At 74.1% G+C, this 13,775-nt stretch carries 15 protein-coding genes and 1 riboswitch; of the genes, 6 read left to right on the top strand and 9 right to left on the bottom strand.

Translation table 11 applies throughout. The features are described from left to right. The first annotated feature begins 83 nt into the window (after positions 1–83). Together JWR81_RS03135 and JWR81_RS03130 are read left to right on the top strand one after the other, a co-directional pair. Positions 84–794, top strand: coding sequence for a DUF3159 domain-containing protein (locus JWR81_RS03135; protein WP_297646347.1), 711 nt, complete (start codon positions 84–86; stop codon positions 792–794). 283 nt (positions 795–1,077) lie between these two features. Then, entirely contained in the window at positions 1,078–1,854 is a 777-nt protein-coding gene (locus JWR81_RS03130) for a hypothetical protein (protein WP_297646345.1), read from the top strand. A gap of 82 nt (positions 1,855–1,936) precedes the next feature. Here the strand turns inward: JWR81_RS03130 and thiE are convergent, their stop codons facing one another. Beyond that, entirely contained in the window at positions 1,937–2,605 is a 669-nt protein-coding gene (gene thiE / locus JWR81_RS03125; protein ID WP_297646343.1) for a thiamine phosphate synthase, read from the bottom strand. A 36-nt stretch (positions 2,606–2,641) separates the two neighbouring features. Next, positions 2,642–2,748, top strand: a riboswitch (TPP riboswitch). Here thiE and thiO point away from each other — a divergent pair. The 3 genes from thiO (at position 2,737) to JWR81_RS03110 (ending at position 4,841) form a co-directional block, all read left to right on the top strand. Further along, on the top strand, positions 2,737–3,873 hold the full coding sequence (thiO, locus tag JWR81_RS03120) for a glycine oxidase ThiO (RefSeq protein WP_297646341.1): 1,137 nt from the start codon (positions 2,737–2,739) through the stop codon (positions 3,871–3,873). It overlaps the preceding riboswitch by 12 nt. 3 nt (positions 3,874–3,876) lie before the next feature. Continuing rightward, positions 3,877–4,077 carry a sulfur carrier protein ThiS gene (gene thiS / locus JWR81_RS03115; RefSeq protein WP_297646339.1) on the top strand — a complete coding sequence of 67 codons (201 nt, stop codon included), beginning with the start codon at positions 3,877–3,879 and terminating at the stop codon, positions 4,075–4,077. Positions 4,078–4,079: 2 nt separating this feature from the next. Further along, positions 4,080–4,841, top strand: coding sequence for a thiazole synthase (locus tag JWR81_RS03110; protein WP_297646337.1), 762 nt, complete (start codon positions 4,080–4,082; stop codon positions 4,839–4,841). A 22-nt stretch (positions 4,842–4,863) separates the two neighbouring features. On the opposite strand, the gene JWR81_RS03105 is transcribed toward JWR81_RS03110, so the two are convergent. Continuing rightward, complete coding sequence (locus tag JWR81_RS03105; RefSeq protein WP_297646335.1) at positions 4,864–5,397, bottom strand: gamma carbonic anhydrase family protein; 534 nt, start codon at positions 5,395–5,397, stop codon at positions 4,864–4,866. A 153-nt stretch (positions 5,398–5,550) separates the two neighbouring features. Between JWR81_RS03105 and JWR81_RS03100 the strand changes: the two genes are divergently transcribed. Then, positions 5,551–6,384: a Gmad2 immunoglobulin-like domain-containing protein gene (locus JWR81_RS03100; protein ID WP_297646333.1), complete on the top strand. Its 834-nt coding sequence runs from the start codon at positions 5,551–5,553 to the stop codon at positions 6,382–6,384. On the opposite strand, the gene JWR81_RS03095 is transcribed toward JWR81_RS03100, so the two are convergent. From JWR81_RS03095 to JWR81_RS03065, 7 genes are all read right to left on the bottom strand, one after another. Further along, positions 6,385–6,996 (bottom strand): hypothetical protein, encoded by a 612-nt coding sequence (locus JWR81_RS03095; RefSeq protein WP_297646331.1) that lies wholly within the window; start codon positions 6,994–6,996, stop codon positions 6,385–6,387. An 11-nt stretch (positions 6,997–7,007) separates the two neighbouring features. Next, entirely contained in the window at positions 7,008–7,643 is a 636-nt protein-coding gene (locus JWR81_RS03090) for a response regulator transcription factor (protein ID WP_297646411.1), read from the bottom strand. Positions 7,644–7,675: 32 nt separating this feature from the next. Further along, positions 7,676–9,049 carry a histidine kinase gene (locus JWR81_RS03085; protein ID WP_297646329.1) on the bottom strand — a complete coding sequence of 458 codons (1,374 nt, stop codon included), beginning with the start codon at positions 9,047–9,049 and terminating at the stop codon, positions 7,676–7,678. 13 nt (positions 9,050–9,062) lie between these two features. After that, positions 9,063–10,235: an iron-containing alcohol dehydrogenase gene (locus JWR81_RS03080; protein ID WP_297646327.1), complete on the bottom strand. Its 1,173-nt coding sequence runs from the start codon at positions 10,233–10,235 to the stop codon at positions 9,063–9,065. A 360-nt stretch (positions 10,236–10,595) separates the two neighbouring features. Further along, positions 10,596–11,711: an XdhC family protein gene (locus tag JWR81_RS03075; protein ID WP_297646325.1), complete on the bottom strand. Its 1,116-nt coding sequence runs from the start codon at positions 11,709–11,711 to the stop codon at positions 10,596–10,598. Next, entirely contained in the window at positions 11,704–12,852 is a 1,149-nt protein-coding gene (locus JWR81_RS03070; protein ID WP_297646323.1) for a VWA domain-containing protein, read from the bottom strand. Before JWR81_RS03070 ends, JWR81_RS03075 begins: the two co-directional genes overlap by 8 nt. A gap of 7 nt (positions 12,853–12,859) precedes the next feature. Continuing rightward, on the bottom strand, positions 12,860–13,756 hold the full coding sequence (locus JWR81_RS03065; RefSeq protein WP_297646321.1) for a MoxR family ATPase: 897 nt from the start codon (positions 13,754–13,756) through the stop codon (positions 12,860–12,862). Positions 13,757–13,775 lie beyond the last annotated feature (19 nt).

Raw genomic sequence — 13,775 nt, 5'->3', positions numbered from 1 at the left:
GGAGATCTCCCCAGCATCACCCAGGACCGATCATCCGCGCCAGTAGGAGTGATCGATCGTTAGCAATAGGGCACCCTTACTCCATGGCCGTCCCCGAGCAGCGCTCCGACCCGCCGCCCCCAGCCGTGTCGGACCCTGATTCCCTGCGCGCGCTGCTCGGAGGGCGCGCGGGCGCGCTGGACGCGACGGTGCCCGCTGTGGCGTTCGTCGTGGGGCTCACGGTGGCGCAGGCCTCCGGATCGGCCTCCCCGGTCGCGTGGGGCGGCGGAACGGCGGTCGTGGCCGCCGCGGTGCTCGCCGTGTTCCGCCTGGTGACCGGGCGTCGGCCGCGGTCGGTGCTCATCGGGTTGCTGGGCGTCGCCGTCGCGGCGCTCATCGCGCTCTACACCGGCCGGGCCGTGGACTTCTTCCTCGTCCAGATCGTCACGAACGCCGCGAGCGCGCTCGCCTGGGCGGTCTCGATCATCATCCGGTGGCCGCTCCTGGGGCTCGTCGTGGGCACGGCGCTCGGGCAGCGCACCGCCTGGCGCCGTGATCCGGACCTGCTGCGCGGCTACCAGCGGGCGTCGTGTGTCTGGGTCGGGCAGTACCTGGTGCGGCTCGCCGTCTTCCTGCCGTTGTTCGCGGCGGACGAGGTGGTGGCGCTCGGCGTCGCGCGCGTTCTGCTGACCTGGCCACTCGTCGCCGGGTGCGTCGCGTCGTCGTGGCCGCTGCTCCGAACGGCGCTGCCCGCGGGCCACCCCGGCCTGCGGCATCCGGTGGTATCGCGGCGGCGTTCACCAGGGGCAGGGTGAGAGGGCTCACCAATGGTGATCGTCCGGAGCGATCCGGGAAGGATCGGCGTTGAGGCCGAAAGAGCCACAACCCGCAACGGAGCCACCACCCGCAAACTGATCGCGTACAGGAGCCATGCCGCCGCACCCCGCCGCCCGCCCGTCCGATCCCGCTGCCCGGCCGACCCCGAACCGGCTGAACCCGAACGGTTCCGCCGCAGGTGGCCTGCCGGCCCGACCAGCGATCCCTCCGGGGCGGGCCCAGGCGCGCGGCCCGGAGGCCGTGTCGGATGCGGTGACGACGATGTCGTCCCCGGCGAAGGACCTGACGGTCAACAAGATCCTCGCGGGCGCGGGCGCGGCGGCCACGAGCGCCATACTGGGCTCGTTGTTCGGCGCCGCGGGCACCGTCGCAGGCGCGGCGCTCGGCTCGGTGGCCAGCACCGTCGCCGCCACGATCTACCAGCGCTACCTCGACCGGACGCGCGACACCCTCGTGGCCCGGATCAGGCCGGTGGGCAGGCGTGGCGCCGCCGCGACCGGCACGACGCCCAGCGAGCTCACGCTGCCGATGCAGCGGAGCCCCGAGGGCCAGACCGTCCGGATGCGCGTCGAACCCGTCGTGCCGCCGTCTGCGGCCCCGTCGCGGCATCGGTGGCTGATGTGGGCGGGCGCCACGGTCCTCGTCTTCGTGATCGGGTTGCTCGCCGTCACGGGGATCGAGTGGGCCAAGGGATCCACCCTGACCTCGAACCAGTCCGGCACATCCGTCGGGCGGGTGTTCGGCGCCGACCACGGCACGTCCACCGAGTCCACCACCGCGCCCACCACCGAGCCGACCACCGCGCCCACCACCGCCCCCAACGGCTCGACATTCGACTCCACCGCCGCCCCGACCGCTACGCCGGACCCCACGGCCGGCCCGTCGAGCACCGCCTCCCCGGGGCAGGACGGCAGCTCGTCGGGGTCCCAGGCCACCAACACGCCGAGCACGGGCTCGAACCGCTCGCCCTCGGGCGCCACCACGAACTCCCCCGCCCTCGGGGGCCTGTTCGGAAGCGGAGCGGGCGCGCGGGGCTAGCCACCCGCGAGCCGACGCACCGCCACCGAGCGAGTCGAGACGGATCGGTTCGCGAGCCGACACGGAGCGTCGGCGTGGACTCTCAGGCGGGCAGACGGGACCTCAGCGCAGCCGCGGCGCCCCGCGGGTCCTCGGCCTCGGTGATCGCGCGGACCACCACGATGCGCTCCGCACCCGCCGCGAGCACGTCGTCGAGGCGGCGCTCGTCGATACCGCCGATGGCGAACCACGGCCGGGACGGCGAGCGCCCGGCGACCGTGCGGACCAGGTCCAGGCCGGGGGCGGGGCGGCCCGGCTTGGTGGGCGTCGGCCAGCACGGGCCCACGCAGAAGTAGTCGACGCCGGGCTCGCCGGCGGCCACGAGCGTCTCGTCGGCGCTGTGCGAGGAGCGGCCGACCACCACCTCGTCGCCCACGACCTTCCGGGCCCACGCGACGGGCAGGTCGTCCTGACCCAGATGGAGCACGTCGGCGGCCGCGGCGAGCGCGACGTCCGCCCGGTCGTTGACGGCCAGCAGCGCCCCGTGCCGCGCACAGGCCTCGGCGAGAACCTCCAGGGCGGCCAGCTCGTCGCGCGCCTCCAGCGGCCCGTCAGGGCCCTTGTCGCGCAGCTGGACGATGTCGACGCCGCCGGCGAGGGCCGCGTCGGCGAAGTCCGCGAGGTCGCCGCGGTCGCGCCGCGCGCCGGTGCAGAGGTAGAGGCGGGCGGCGTCCAGCCGTGCCCGCAGGGCCGTTCCGTCGAGTCCTGGCACGGGCCGGACATTACGTGCAGGGCGTAGGGTGGACCGCAGGTGACGCACGGGAGCCCGCAGGGCTGAGAGGGGATCCGACAGGGATCCCGACCGTCGAACCTGATCCGGGTCATGCCGGCGCAGGGAGCGAGATGACGATGAACCTTGTTGTGGTCGGGGCGGGTGTGATCGGCCTGTCCTGCGCCTGGCGCGCGGCGGCCGCCGGTCACGCGGTGACCGTGCTGGACCCCGCACCGGCGAGTGGCGCCTCCTGGGTGGCCGGGGGCATGCTCGCGCCCGTCACGGAGGCGTGGCCGGGGGAGGAGCACCTGCTCGACCTCGGCGTGGAGTCCGTCCGTCGTTGGCCGGGCTTCGCCGCCGACCTGACCGCAGCCGCGGGCCTTCCGGCCGGGCTGCGCACCGAGGGCACCGTGGTGGCCGCTACGGGGGCCGGGGACCGCGCCGAGCTCGACGCCCTCGCGGCCTACCTCACCCGCCTCGGACGGGCCGTCGACCGGCTCTCCGGACGCGAGCTGCGCCGCCTGGAGCCCGCGCTCGGGCCGGACGTCCGCGGCGGGCTCTCGGTGCCCGGCGACCTGGCCGTCGACAATCGCGTGCTGCTCGCCGCCCTCCGCGCGGCCGGTGAGCGGGTGGGTGTGCGGTTCGTCGAGCGCGCGGCGGAGACCGTCCTCGACGACGGCACGCGCGTCACGGGCGTCCGGCTCGACGGTGACGTCGTGGAGACCGACGCGGTGCTCGTCAGCGCCGGGGCCCACTCGGCGTCACTGCATCCCGCGCTGGACGGCCTGGTGCGCCCGGTCAAGGGCGAGATCCTGCGTCTCGCGCACCGGACCGGCGCGTTCCCGCCCCCGAGCCGCACCGTGCGCGCGCTGGTGGACGGCCGCCCCGTCTACGCGGTGCCCCGCGACGCGGGCGGCCTGGTCGTGGGGGCCACGCAGGCCGAGACCGGCTTCGACACCGACGTCACGGTCGGCGGGGTGCGCGACCTGCTCCGCGACGCCGAGCGCGTGCTCCCCGGCATCGCGGAGTACGCGCTGGTGGAGAGCGCCGCGGGGCTGCGGCCGGGCAGCCTGGACAACCTGCCGCTGATCGGCGGTCTCGGCCCCGAGGGCCTGCTCGCCGCGACCGGTCACGGCCGCAACGGCATGCTGCTCGCCCCCGTCACCGCCGACGCGGTGGTGGCCCTGTTGCGCGGCGACGCGGTGCCGGGGCAGGCCAAGGCCGCGGACCCGGGCCGCTTCGCCACGGCGCGGACGTCGAGGAGGTAGCACGTGCACGTGTGGATCAACGGGAACCGCCACGAGCTGGACGAGGGTGCGGGCGTGCCCGAAGCACTCGTCGCGCTCGGCGCCCCGGCCAGCGGAGTGGCGGTGGCCGTGGACGGCGAGGTGGTGCCGCGCGCGGCCTGGGCGGCCACTGCGCTGGTCGACGGCGCGCGCGTCGAGGTGCTCACCGCGGTACAGGGAGGATGACGGTGGACGACGACCTGATCATCGGGGGTCGCAAGATCGACTCGCGGCTCATCATGGGCACTGGCGGGGCCGCGAACCTGGAGATCCTCGAACGCGCTCTGGTGGCGTCCGGCACCGCGCTGACCACGGTGGCGATGCGCCGCATCGACGCCGCCACCGGCACGGGCGTGCTCGATCTGCTGCGGCGGCTGGGGATCGAGATCCTGCCCAACACGGCGGGCTGCCGGACGGCCGCCGAGGCCGTGCTCACCGCGCGGCTGGCCCGGGAGGCGCTGGAGACCGACCTCGTCAAGCTCGAGGTGGTGGCCGACGAGCGCACCCTGCTGCCCGACCCGATCGAGCTCCTCGACGCCGCCGAGCAGCTCGTCGACGACGGGTTCACCGTGCTGCCCTACACCAACGACGATCCGGTGCTGGCCCGCAAGCTCGAGCAGGTGGGCTGCGCCGCCGTCATGCCGCTGGGCTCGCCGATCGGCACCGGGCTCGGCATCCGCAACCCGCACAACATCGAGATGATCGTCGACCGCGCGCGGGTGCCCGTCGTCCTCGACGCCGGCATCGGCACGGCGTCGGAGGCGGCACAGGCCATGGAGCTGGGCTGTGACGCCGTGCTGCTCGCCACAGCCGTCACGCGCGCGGGCGACCCGGAGCGGATGGCGCAGGCGATGCGCTGGGCCGTGGACGCGGGCCGCGCCGCCCACGGTGCCGGTCGCATCCCCCGCCGCTACTGGGCGCAGGCGAGCAGCCCGGACCCGGACGCCTGACCCGCATGTCGCGCGGGCGGGGTCAGGCGTCGGGGATCACCGGGGTGACGGACGCGCGGTGGCGCTTCGCCAGCTGCCGGTAGATCTCCGGGTTGCCCTCCACCCACCACCGGGCCGACTCCGTCAGCGGGCCCTTCACCCGCGCCACCGACCCGAGCACCAGCTGGCCGTCGGGTATCACTGTGTTGGGGGCGACGGTGGCGCCGGCGCCCACCAGGCAGCGGGCGCCGATGCGCGCGCCGTCCTGGATCGTGGAGCCGTTGCCGATGAGGGCCTCCTCGCCGATGACGCAGCCGTGCACGACGCAGAGGTGGCCGATGGTGGCGCCGCGGCCCACCTCGGTGACGGGGTCGTCACCACCGTGCAGCACGCAGCCGTCCTGCACGTTGGCCCCCTCCCGCACGATGATCGGGCCGAAGTCGGCGCGGAGCACGGCGTTGTACCAGATCGACGCGTGCGCCTCGACGCGCACGTCGCCGACGAGGGTGGCGGTCGGGGCGACGAACGCGTCGGGATGCACGGTCGGGGCCAGGCCCTCGAAGGCGAACAGCGGCATGACCGACACGGTGCCATCCGCGGGGCGCGTCCACCCGGGTGGGTCCGGCGCGCCGTCCGGGTGACGAGGGCCCGCGCGGGCAACCTGACCCCCGTGGGTGCGTCCAGATTCTCACGAGGGTCCGGTTCCGATCCTTCGGTGGAGGTGATCGCGGTGCGACGAATCGCGATGGTGGTCCTGCTCGCGGTGCTGCTGGCCGGCTGCGCCGACGCCGCGGTCGCGCCGGGGGGAGCGACGACCCCGACGACCCCGGGGAGTCCGACGACGACGGACGCGCCCGGCCGGGTGGTGGCGCTGCCCGCCTACTACGTGGCCTCCACGCCTGCCGGGTTCCGGCTGCAGCGCGAGTTCCACCGGGTCACCACGACCGATGCGGCGAGCGATGCCGTCCGCGAGATGTTCGGCGCCGCGCTGGATCCCGACTACCGGTCCTACTGGCCCGCGGGCACCGCGCTGCGCTCGCCGGTGGTGGCCGGCGACCTGATCACCGTCGATCTGACCGCGCAGGCCACCGGACCCGCCACCGATCCGGCTGCGGCGCGGATGAGCCTGCAGCAGCTCGTCTACACGGTGCAGGGCGTGCTGCGATCGACCCTGTCTGTGCGGGTGCTCGTGGACGGTGCTCCGGCCGCGACGGTGCTGGGCGGGATCGACGTGTCCGCACCCGTCCTCCGCGGCGACGCCTACGCCGTGCGCTCCCTCGTCCAGATCGACAGCCCGATGAACGGGGCCTCCGTGGAACGGGACGTCGTCGTGTCGGGGGAGGCGGCGGTGTTCGAGGCGAACCTGCCGTGGGAGGTGCGCCGCGAGGGGGTCGTCGTGAGGTCGGGGGCCGCGTCGACCGCTGAGGGCCAGCGGTTCTCGCCGTACTCGTTCACCGTCACCCTCGAGCCCGGCACCTACGAGCTGCGCGTCACCGAGGACGACCCGTCCGACGGCGCTGGCCGTCCGCCGATGACCGACACCAAGACGATCACGGTGGTGTGATCAGTCCGCCCTGACGCGCGGCGAGCGCAGGCCCAGCGACCGCAGCTCGAGCTCGGCCAGCCGGTGGACGACGTCGCGGTCGTCGCGCCGCCAGGCCGCGGCCGGGTCGTCGGAGAGGGCCAGCAGCCTGCGCACCGGCATGTGGGCCAGGGCGCGCAGCGCCAGCAGGTCGGAGTCGACCCGCCTGGCGACGACGGCCGACCGTGCGGCCCGCGCGTAGCGCACGCGCACCGTCAGCCAGATCAGCACGACCGGCAGCGCGGCGAGCACGACGATCCCGACGGCGGTGCCCAGCGCGGCATCGGTGACGGTCTGCACCTGCTCGCGTCCCGCGGCGGCCAGCGACGCACCGGCACCAGCGCCCGTCCCGAGGGAGCGGGCGAGGTCGTCGCCGACGACGGGCACCCTGCCGGCGGTGTCCGCCGCTCCCGCGAACGTGCTGCGGATGGCCTCGCCCGCGGTCACCAGCGTCAGAGCCGGGCTCCGGAGCTGCTGGACCAGGTCGTACGCCGCCCTCGCCACCGTCACGACGAGCACCACCCACGCCACGACGAGGACGTCGGCGAGCACCTGGCGAAGGAGACGGAGCGGGCGTTCCGCGTAGAACCGCATGCGGCGGAGTTCTACAGCAGTCCCTGCTTGGTCGCCGCGTAGACCGCCTCGGCACGCCGCGACACCATGAGCTTGCGCATGAGGTTGCCGACGTGGAACTTGACGGTGGTCTCGGAGATGAACAGCTCGGCGCCGATCGCGCGGTTGGAAAGGCCGCGGGCCAGCAGCCTCAGGACGTCGAGCTCGCGCTCGGTGAGCCGCTCCCGCTCCGGCATGCCGCCCGACAACGAGCGCACCATCGCCGACGCGCTGCGGGCGTCGAACGCGCTCTCCCCACGGGAGACGGCACGGATGGCGCGCACCAGCTCGGTGGTGTCCACGTCCTTGACGACGTAGCCGCGCGCGCCGGCCTGCACCGACTCGACCACGAGCCGGTCCTCGGAGAACGTGGTGAGCACCAGCACCCCCAGCCCGGGGTGCGCGGCGCACAGCCTGCGGCAGACGTCGAGACCGTCGGTCTGCGGGCCGGCCGTCAGCTTGAGGTCCAGCAGCACGACGTGCGGCCGCGTCGCCGCGACGGCGGCCACCGCGTCGGCAGGCGTGCCCGCCTCGCCGACGACGCGCAGGTCGTCCTCGCGCTCCAGCACGGCGCGCAGTCCCTGCCGCATGATCGAGTGGTCGTCGACGAGCACGATGCGGGTGGGCATCGGGCGGCTGCGGGGAGCCAGCGGGGCAGCGGTCACGAGGGGGCTCCGTTCGCGCAGGGGACCGGGATGTCCACCTGGACCTGCAAGCCGCCCAGCCGGGCCCGGCGGAACGTCAGCGAGCCACCGAGCTCACGGGCCCTGGCCTGCATGTTCACCAGCCCACGGTGCTCGCCAGACGGCGTGGCGACGGTGGCCGCACGCAGGCTGCGCCGTACCTCCTCGGGCTTGCCGCCCCCGTCGTCGGAGATGGTGAGCCGGACCGAATGGCACAGGTACGCCAGCCGGACGACTGCCTTGCTCGCCTCGGCGTGCACCGCGGTGTTGAACAGCGCCTCGCCCGCGATGCGGAACAGCGACTGCTCGCAGTCGGCGGGCAGCGCCACCGGCGTGCCGCCGATCCGCACCTCCACGCGCAGCTCGTCGGGCATGTGCACGCCGGAGAGCTGGCGCAGCATCGAGGGCAGGTCCTTGTCGACGCCGTGGCCGTGGTGCTCGGCGTCGCTCAGCGCGTAGATCGCCGACCGCAGCTGCTCGACGGCGCGGCGCGTGAGGTCCTTGGCGGTGTCGAGCTGCGCACGCAGGCGGTCGTCGGCGATCTCGGTGCGCACCAGCTCGATGTGCATGCCGGCCGACAGCGCGTACTGGGTGACGCTGTCGTGCAGCTCCCGCGCGATGCGGTGGCGCTCGATGTCGAGCACCTCCCACTGCCGGGCCGCGCCCAGCTCGGCCTGCGTGGCGATCAGCTGCTCGTTGCGGGCCTTGAGGTCGTCGGCCTGCAGAGCGGTGCGCGCGTGCAGCCGGGCCGAGTGGTCGAGCAGGGCGCAGTTCTGCAGCGCGGCGGCCGTCTGACCGGCCAGGATGCGCAGCACCGAGTGGTCGGTGTCGTCGATCTCGCGTTCCTCCGGCGTCCACGCGACGAACCCGCCGACGGTGCGGCCGTCCAGCTTCACCGCGACGTGCAGGTGGCGGCGGGCCTGCAGCGGGTCGTGGTGGTCGTCGGCCTCGCCCGCCTTGACGTGCTCGAGGTGCTGCCACACCCGCTCCGGGACGGCGCGCGCGTCGGACCACTCGGCGCCGTCCGGCCCGCGGACGAGGTGCCGCGGCTGGGCCTCGGGCAGCTCGCCGTCGACGAGGGCGAACACGACCCACTCCGCGCTCAGGTGGTCGGCCGTGGCCTCCACCACCGCGCGGACCAATGCCTCGGAGCCCTCCATCGTGCGGACGAGCGCCGCCGAGATCCGCTCCAGCGCCAGGATCACGCGGTGCAGCCGCTCCGCGGACGTGCGGTACTCGGGGTAGTAGTGCGGCTTGCCCGAGCGGAGCCCGGTGAGCGCTGCGAGGTCGGGGCGCGGACGGCTCGCGGCGGTGCGGCCCGACCGGCGGGGCCACTGCGAGGCGGCCGTCATGCAGTCCTCGCCGTCACAGGGCCGCCTTGAACAGCGTCTCGACGTCGCCCACGGAGGTGGGCCGCGGGTTCGTGGTGAGGCACGCGTCGCTCAACGTGAGCTCCGAGAGGCGCGGGATGTCCTCGCCCGTGACGCCCAGCGCCCCGAGCCCGCGCGGCACGCCGACCTCATCGCCCAGCGTGCGGACCTCCTCGGCCACCCGCTCGACGGCCTCCGGCGCGGGCATCCCCGGCTCGTACACGCCCAGGGCCTGCGCGATCGGCACGAACCGCTCGGGCAGCTCGGCCCCGTTGAAGCGGATGACGTGCGGCAGCAGCACCCCGTTGACGACGCCGTGGGGGAGGTCGAGCATGCCGCCGACCTGGTGGCTCATGGCGTGCGTGGCGCCCAGGATCGCGTTGGTGAACGCCAGGCCGGCCTCCAGCGCGGCCTGCGCCATGAACGAGCGCGCCTCGGTGTCGCGCGGTTCGTGGATGGTGTGGGCGAGGTTGCCGTTGACCAGCGAGATCGCCTGCAGCGCGTGGTGGTCGGTGAGCGGGCCGTGGGCCAGCGACACGAACGCCTCGATGCCGTGCGTGAGCGCATCGAGACCGGTGGCGGCATTCAGCTCGTCGGGCATCGTGACGAGGAGCCGGGGGTCGATCACCGACACGTCCGGCACCAGCGCGCGCCCCATGATCGTGATCTTGGTGTGTCGCTCGGTGTCGGTGACGACGCAGAACTGGGAGACGTCGGCGCCCGTGCCGGACGTGGACGGCATCATGATCAGCGGCGGGATCGGGTGCGCGATGCGGTCGATGCCCTCGTAGTCGAGGATGCGCCCGCCGTTCGCGGCGAGCAGGGCGATGCCCTTGGCCGCGTCGATCACCGAGCCGCCGCCGATGCCGAGCACCACGTCGCAGCCGGCCTCGACGTAGCGCTCGTGGCCCGCCTCGATCTCGTGGTCCTTCGGGTTGGGCGTGACGTCGGTCCAGACCACCGGGCGCAGGCCGGCGGCCCGCAGCTGGGTGAGGAGCTCCGCGGGCCAGCCCGCCTCGGTCAGCCCGGGGTCGGTGACGACGAGCGGCCGCCGCGCGCCCAGCCGGACCGCGGCGTGCGCGGCCTCGGCGAGTGAGTTGGGGCCGAAGACGATCTCCGGGGCGTGGAACTTGGACAGCCGGAGCGGTCCGGAGTCGCCGTCGGTCACGCGTCGATCGTCCGGACTACGCCGTGCCAGCAGGACCGAGTCACCGGCCTTGCGGGCTTCATCGGCGAGGACCACATTGCCCTCCCGCACCACATCGTCCGTCGCCGTACGCCGAACGTCCCGACCCGCGGCGTCGCCCAGGCTACAAGAACCGGGGGTGAGCGGGCAGGTGCGAACGGTGCGTATCCGGTGACGGGGACGCGCGGCAACCGCCACCGGGCAGGCCCTCGCATGCTGGGTACGGCAGGTCACGGACATGCACGTCAGCCGCGGATCGGCCGTGGCGGACCGTACCGGCGGCCGGGCGCGGACCCTGTCCCATCGGGCAGGCCCCGCGCCCGATCGTGTCGGGATGAGGCGTCAGCCGGCGTGGATCGGGCCCTCGCGGTTCGCGAGGCGGGTGCCGGCGCCGCCCCAGTGCTGGGCGATCATCTCGGCCGCGATCGACACCGCGGTCTCCTCGGGCGTGCGGGCGCCGAGGTCCAGGCCGATCGGGCTCGACATCCGGGCGATCTCGGCGTCGGTCACGCCGATCTCCCTGAGCCGCTCGATGCGGTCCTCGTGGGTGCGCCGCGAGCCCATCGCGCCGATGTAGCCCACCTCGGGCAGCCGCAGCGCGACCTCCAGCAGCGGGACGTCGAACTTCGGGTCGTGGGTGAGCACGCAGAGCGCGGTGCGCTTGTCGACGCGGCCCGCGTCGGACTCGGCCTTCAGGTAGCGGTGCGGCCACTCGACGACGACCTCGTTCGCGCCCGGGAAGCGGGTGGCGGTGGCGAACACGGGACGCGCGTCGCAGACCGTGACGCGGAAGCCGAGGAACGTGCCCATGCGCGCGACGGCGGCAGCGAAGTCGATCGCCCCGAACACGATCATGCGAGGCGGCGGCGCGAACGACTCGACGAACACGTCGAGGCCCTCGCCACGGCGCTGTCCGTCGATGCCGTAGTGCAGGATCGCGTTGCGGCCGGCGTCGAGCAGGCCCCGGGCGTCGTCGCGTACGGCGTCGTCGAGGCGGGACGAGCCGGTGGCGCCCTCCACCCGGTCGGCCCACACGATGAGCCGCTTGCCGAGCTTGTCGGACGGCCCGGTGACGACGGTGGCCACCGCCACCGGCGTCTCGTCGCGGATGGCCTGGGCCACCGAGCCGAGCTGGTCGTAGGTCTCCGGGCCGACCTTCTCGACGAAGATGTCGATGATGCCGCCGCAGGTCAGGCCCACGGTGAAAGCGTCCTCGTCGGAGACCCCGTAGCGCTGGAACACCGGGCGCCCGTCGCCGAGCACCTGCTGGCCCAGCTCGTAGACGGCGCCCTCGACGCACCCGCCGGACACGCTGCCGACGGCCTCGCCGTCCGGTCCGACCAGCATCGACGCGCCGGGCTGCCGGGGCGCGGAGCTGTAGGTGCCGACGACCGTGGCCAGCGCCGCGGTCTCGCCGTTCTTCCACCAGCCCTCGAGCCGGTCCATCACGTCACGCATCGCGGATCACCTCAAGGAGCTCTTCGAGAGTGGCCAGACTGTGCCCGGCCAGCAGTTCGTCCAAGTATGGAAGGGCGGCCACTATTCCACCCTGCACCGGCGCGTAGCCGTCCTTGCCCGCGTGCGGGTTGATCCAGACCACCTTGTGGGCGAGCCGGGCGAGCCGCTGCATCTGGACGCCAAGCAGGTCCGTCTCGCCGCGCTCCCAGCCGTCGGAGAACACGACGACGACGGCGCGACGGGCGGCGCCGCGCTGCCCCCAGCGGTCGACGAACGCGCGCATCACCTCGCCGAGGCGGGTGCCGCCGGACCAGTCGGGGATGGCCCGGCCTGCGGCGGCCAGCGCGCGGTCGGCGTCGCGCATCCGCAGCTCGCGGGTGACACGGGTGAGCCGGGTGCCGAGCGTGAACGCCTCCACGGCCTGCGGCGAGCGGCGCACGACGACGTGCGCGAAGCGCAGCAGCGCGTCGGCGTAGGGCTCCATCGAGCCGGAAACGTCGACGAGCAGCACGATCTTGCGGGGCCGCCGCGAGTGGTCGCGGCGGTAGAGCTGCCGGACCTCGCCCTCGTTGCGCAGCGCGGCGCGCAGCGTGCGGGCGGGATCGGCCTCGCCGTGCCGCGACGGGCTGCGGCGCCGGGTCGGCCGGGTCGGCGGCTCGGGGCGCAGCAGGGCCAGCAGCCTGCGCAGGTGCTCGCGCTCGGACGGGGTGAGCTCGGCGAGGTCGCGGTTGCGCAGCACCTCCGACCCGCTGGCCCTGGCGTGCACCTGCGGCGTCTCGCGGTCGTCGTCGCCCTCCTCGGAGGAGTCCTCCGTGGAAGGTGTGAGCGCGGCGAGCTTCGGCGGCGGCGGCTTGCGCTCGTCGGAGACACGGGTGCGCCCGCCCTCCTGCGGGGTGAACCAGGCATCGAAGGCCTGGTCGTAGCGCGGGAGGTCGTCGGGGTCGGAGCAGAGCGTGAGCCGCCCGGCCCAGTACGTCTGCATCCGGCTGGTGACGTCCAGCTCGTCGAGCGCGCCCAGGAAGGTGGCGACCCGGTCGGTGGTGATGGACAGCCCCGCGCTGCGGAGCACGACCGTGAAACCGACGAGCCCCTCGACGGGGTCGGCGACGGGGTCGGCGACGGGTGCCTCTGTGCTCGTCACGGTGCGCTCAGGACGCGAGCAGGGTGTCGAGCTGCTTGCGGACGCGGTCGGCGTCCTCGCGGTACTTGAGGACGGCGCCGAGCGTGGCGGCCGCGCTGTCGACGTCGAGGTGCCGTGCGCCGACGAGCTGCAGCGCCCGTGCCCAGTCGATGGTCTCCGCGACGCCCGGGGGCTTGAGCAGGTCGGCCTGCCGCAGCGCGCGGACGGCGCCGGCCACCTGGGCGGCGAGCCGCTCGGGCAGGCCCGGCAGCCGCGAGTGCAGGATCTCGATCTCGCGCTGCAGGTCGGGGTGGTCGAGCCACAGGTAGAGGCAGCGGCGCTTGAGGGCGTCGTGCACCTCGCGTGTGCGGTTGGACGTGAGCACGACGATCGGGGGCGTGGTGGCCCGGATCTCGCCGACCTCGGGGATCGTCACCGCGTGCTCGGTGAGGACCTCCAGGAGGAAGGCCTCGAACTCGTCGTCGGCGCGGTCGATCTCGTCGATGAGCAGCACGCTCGGTGTGGTCTGCAGCGCGCGCAGGATGGGGCGCGCCAGCAGGAACTTGGGGTCGTAGAGAGAGGCCTCGACGGCGTCGACGTCCATCCTCTCCGCACCCGCGGCGGCCTCGAGCGCGCGCAGGTGCAGCAGCTGGCGGGGGAAGTCCCAGTCGTAGAGAGCCTGCGACGCGTCGATGCCCTCGTGGCACTGCAGGCGGATCAGCTCGGAGCCGGTCACCTCCGCCAGTGCCTGGGCGAGAGCGGTCTTGCCGGTGCCGGGTTCACCCTCGCAGAACAGTGGTCGGTTCATGCGCATGGCGAGGAACGTCGCCGTGGCGAGGCCGTCGTCGGCGAGGTAGCCGGTGGTGCGCAGTGCGGCGGCCAGCGCAGACGGCGAGTCCGACGGGGCCGGTGGGCGATCGTTCACAGAACCAGCATGACTGACG

The sequence above is a fragment of the Pseudonocardia sp. genome, from assembly GCF_025965585.1.
Taxonomy (GTDB): Bacteria; Actinomycetota; Actinomycetes; order Mycobacteriales; family Pseudonocardiaceae; genus Pseudonocardia.
This window is presented reverse-complemented; position numbering and strand designations above follow the sequence as displayed.

Coding starts and splice junctions, on each gene's coding strand:
- JWR81_RS03075 (WP_297646325.1), bottom strand. CDS start 11,711: ATGCGTGACGTGATGGACCGGCTCGAGGGCTGGTGGAAGAACGGCGAG.
- thiO (WP_297646341.1), top strand. CDS start 2,737: ATGACGATGAACCTTGTTGTGGTCGGGGCGGGTGTGATCGGCCTGTCC.
- JWR81_RS03130 (WP_297646345.1), top strand. CDS start 1,078: ATGTCGTCCCCGGCGAAGGACCTGACGGTCAACAAGATCCTCGCGGGC.
- JWR81_RS03105 (WP_297646335.1), bottom strand. CDS start 5,397: ATGCCGCTGTTCGCCTTCGAGGGCCTGGCCCCGACCGTGCATCCCGAC.
- JWR81_RS03085 (WP_297646329.1), bottom strand. CDS start 9,049: ATGACGGCCGCCTCGCAGTGGCCCCGCCGGTCGGGCCGCACCGCCGCG.
- JWR81_RS03135 (WP_297646347.1), top strand. CDS start 84: ATGGCCGTCCCCGAGCAGCGCTCCGACCCGCCGCCCCCAGCCGTGTCG.
- JWR81_RS03090 (WP_297646411.1), bottom strand. CDS start 7,643: ATGCCCACCCGCATCGTGCTCGTCGACGACCACTCGATCATGCGGCAG.
- JWR81_RS03095 (WP_297646331.1), bottom strand. CDS start 6,996: ATGCGGTTCTACGCGGAACGCCCGCTCCGTCTCCTTCGCCAGGTGCTC.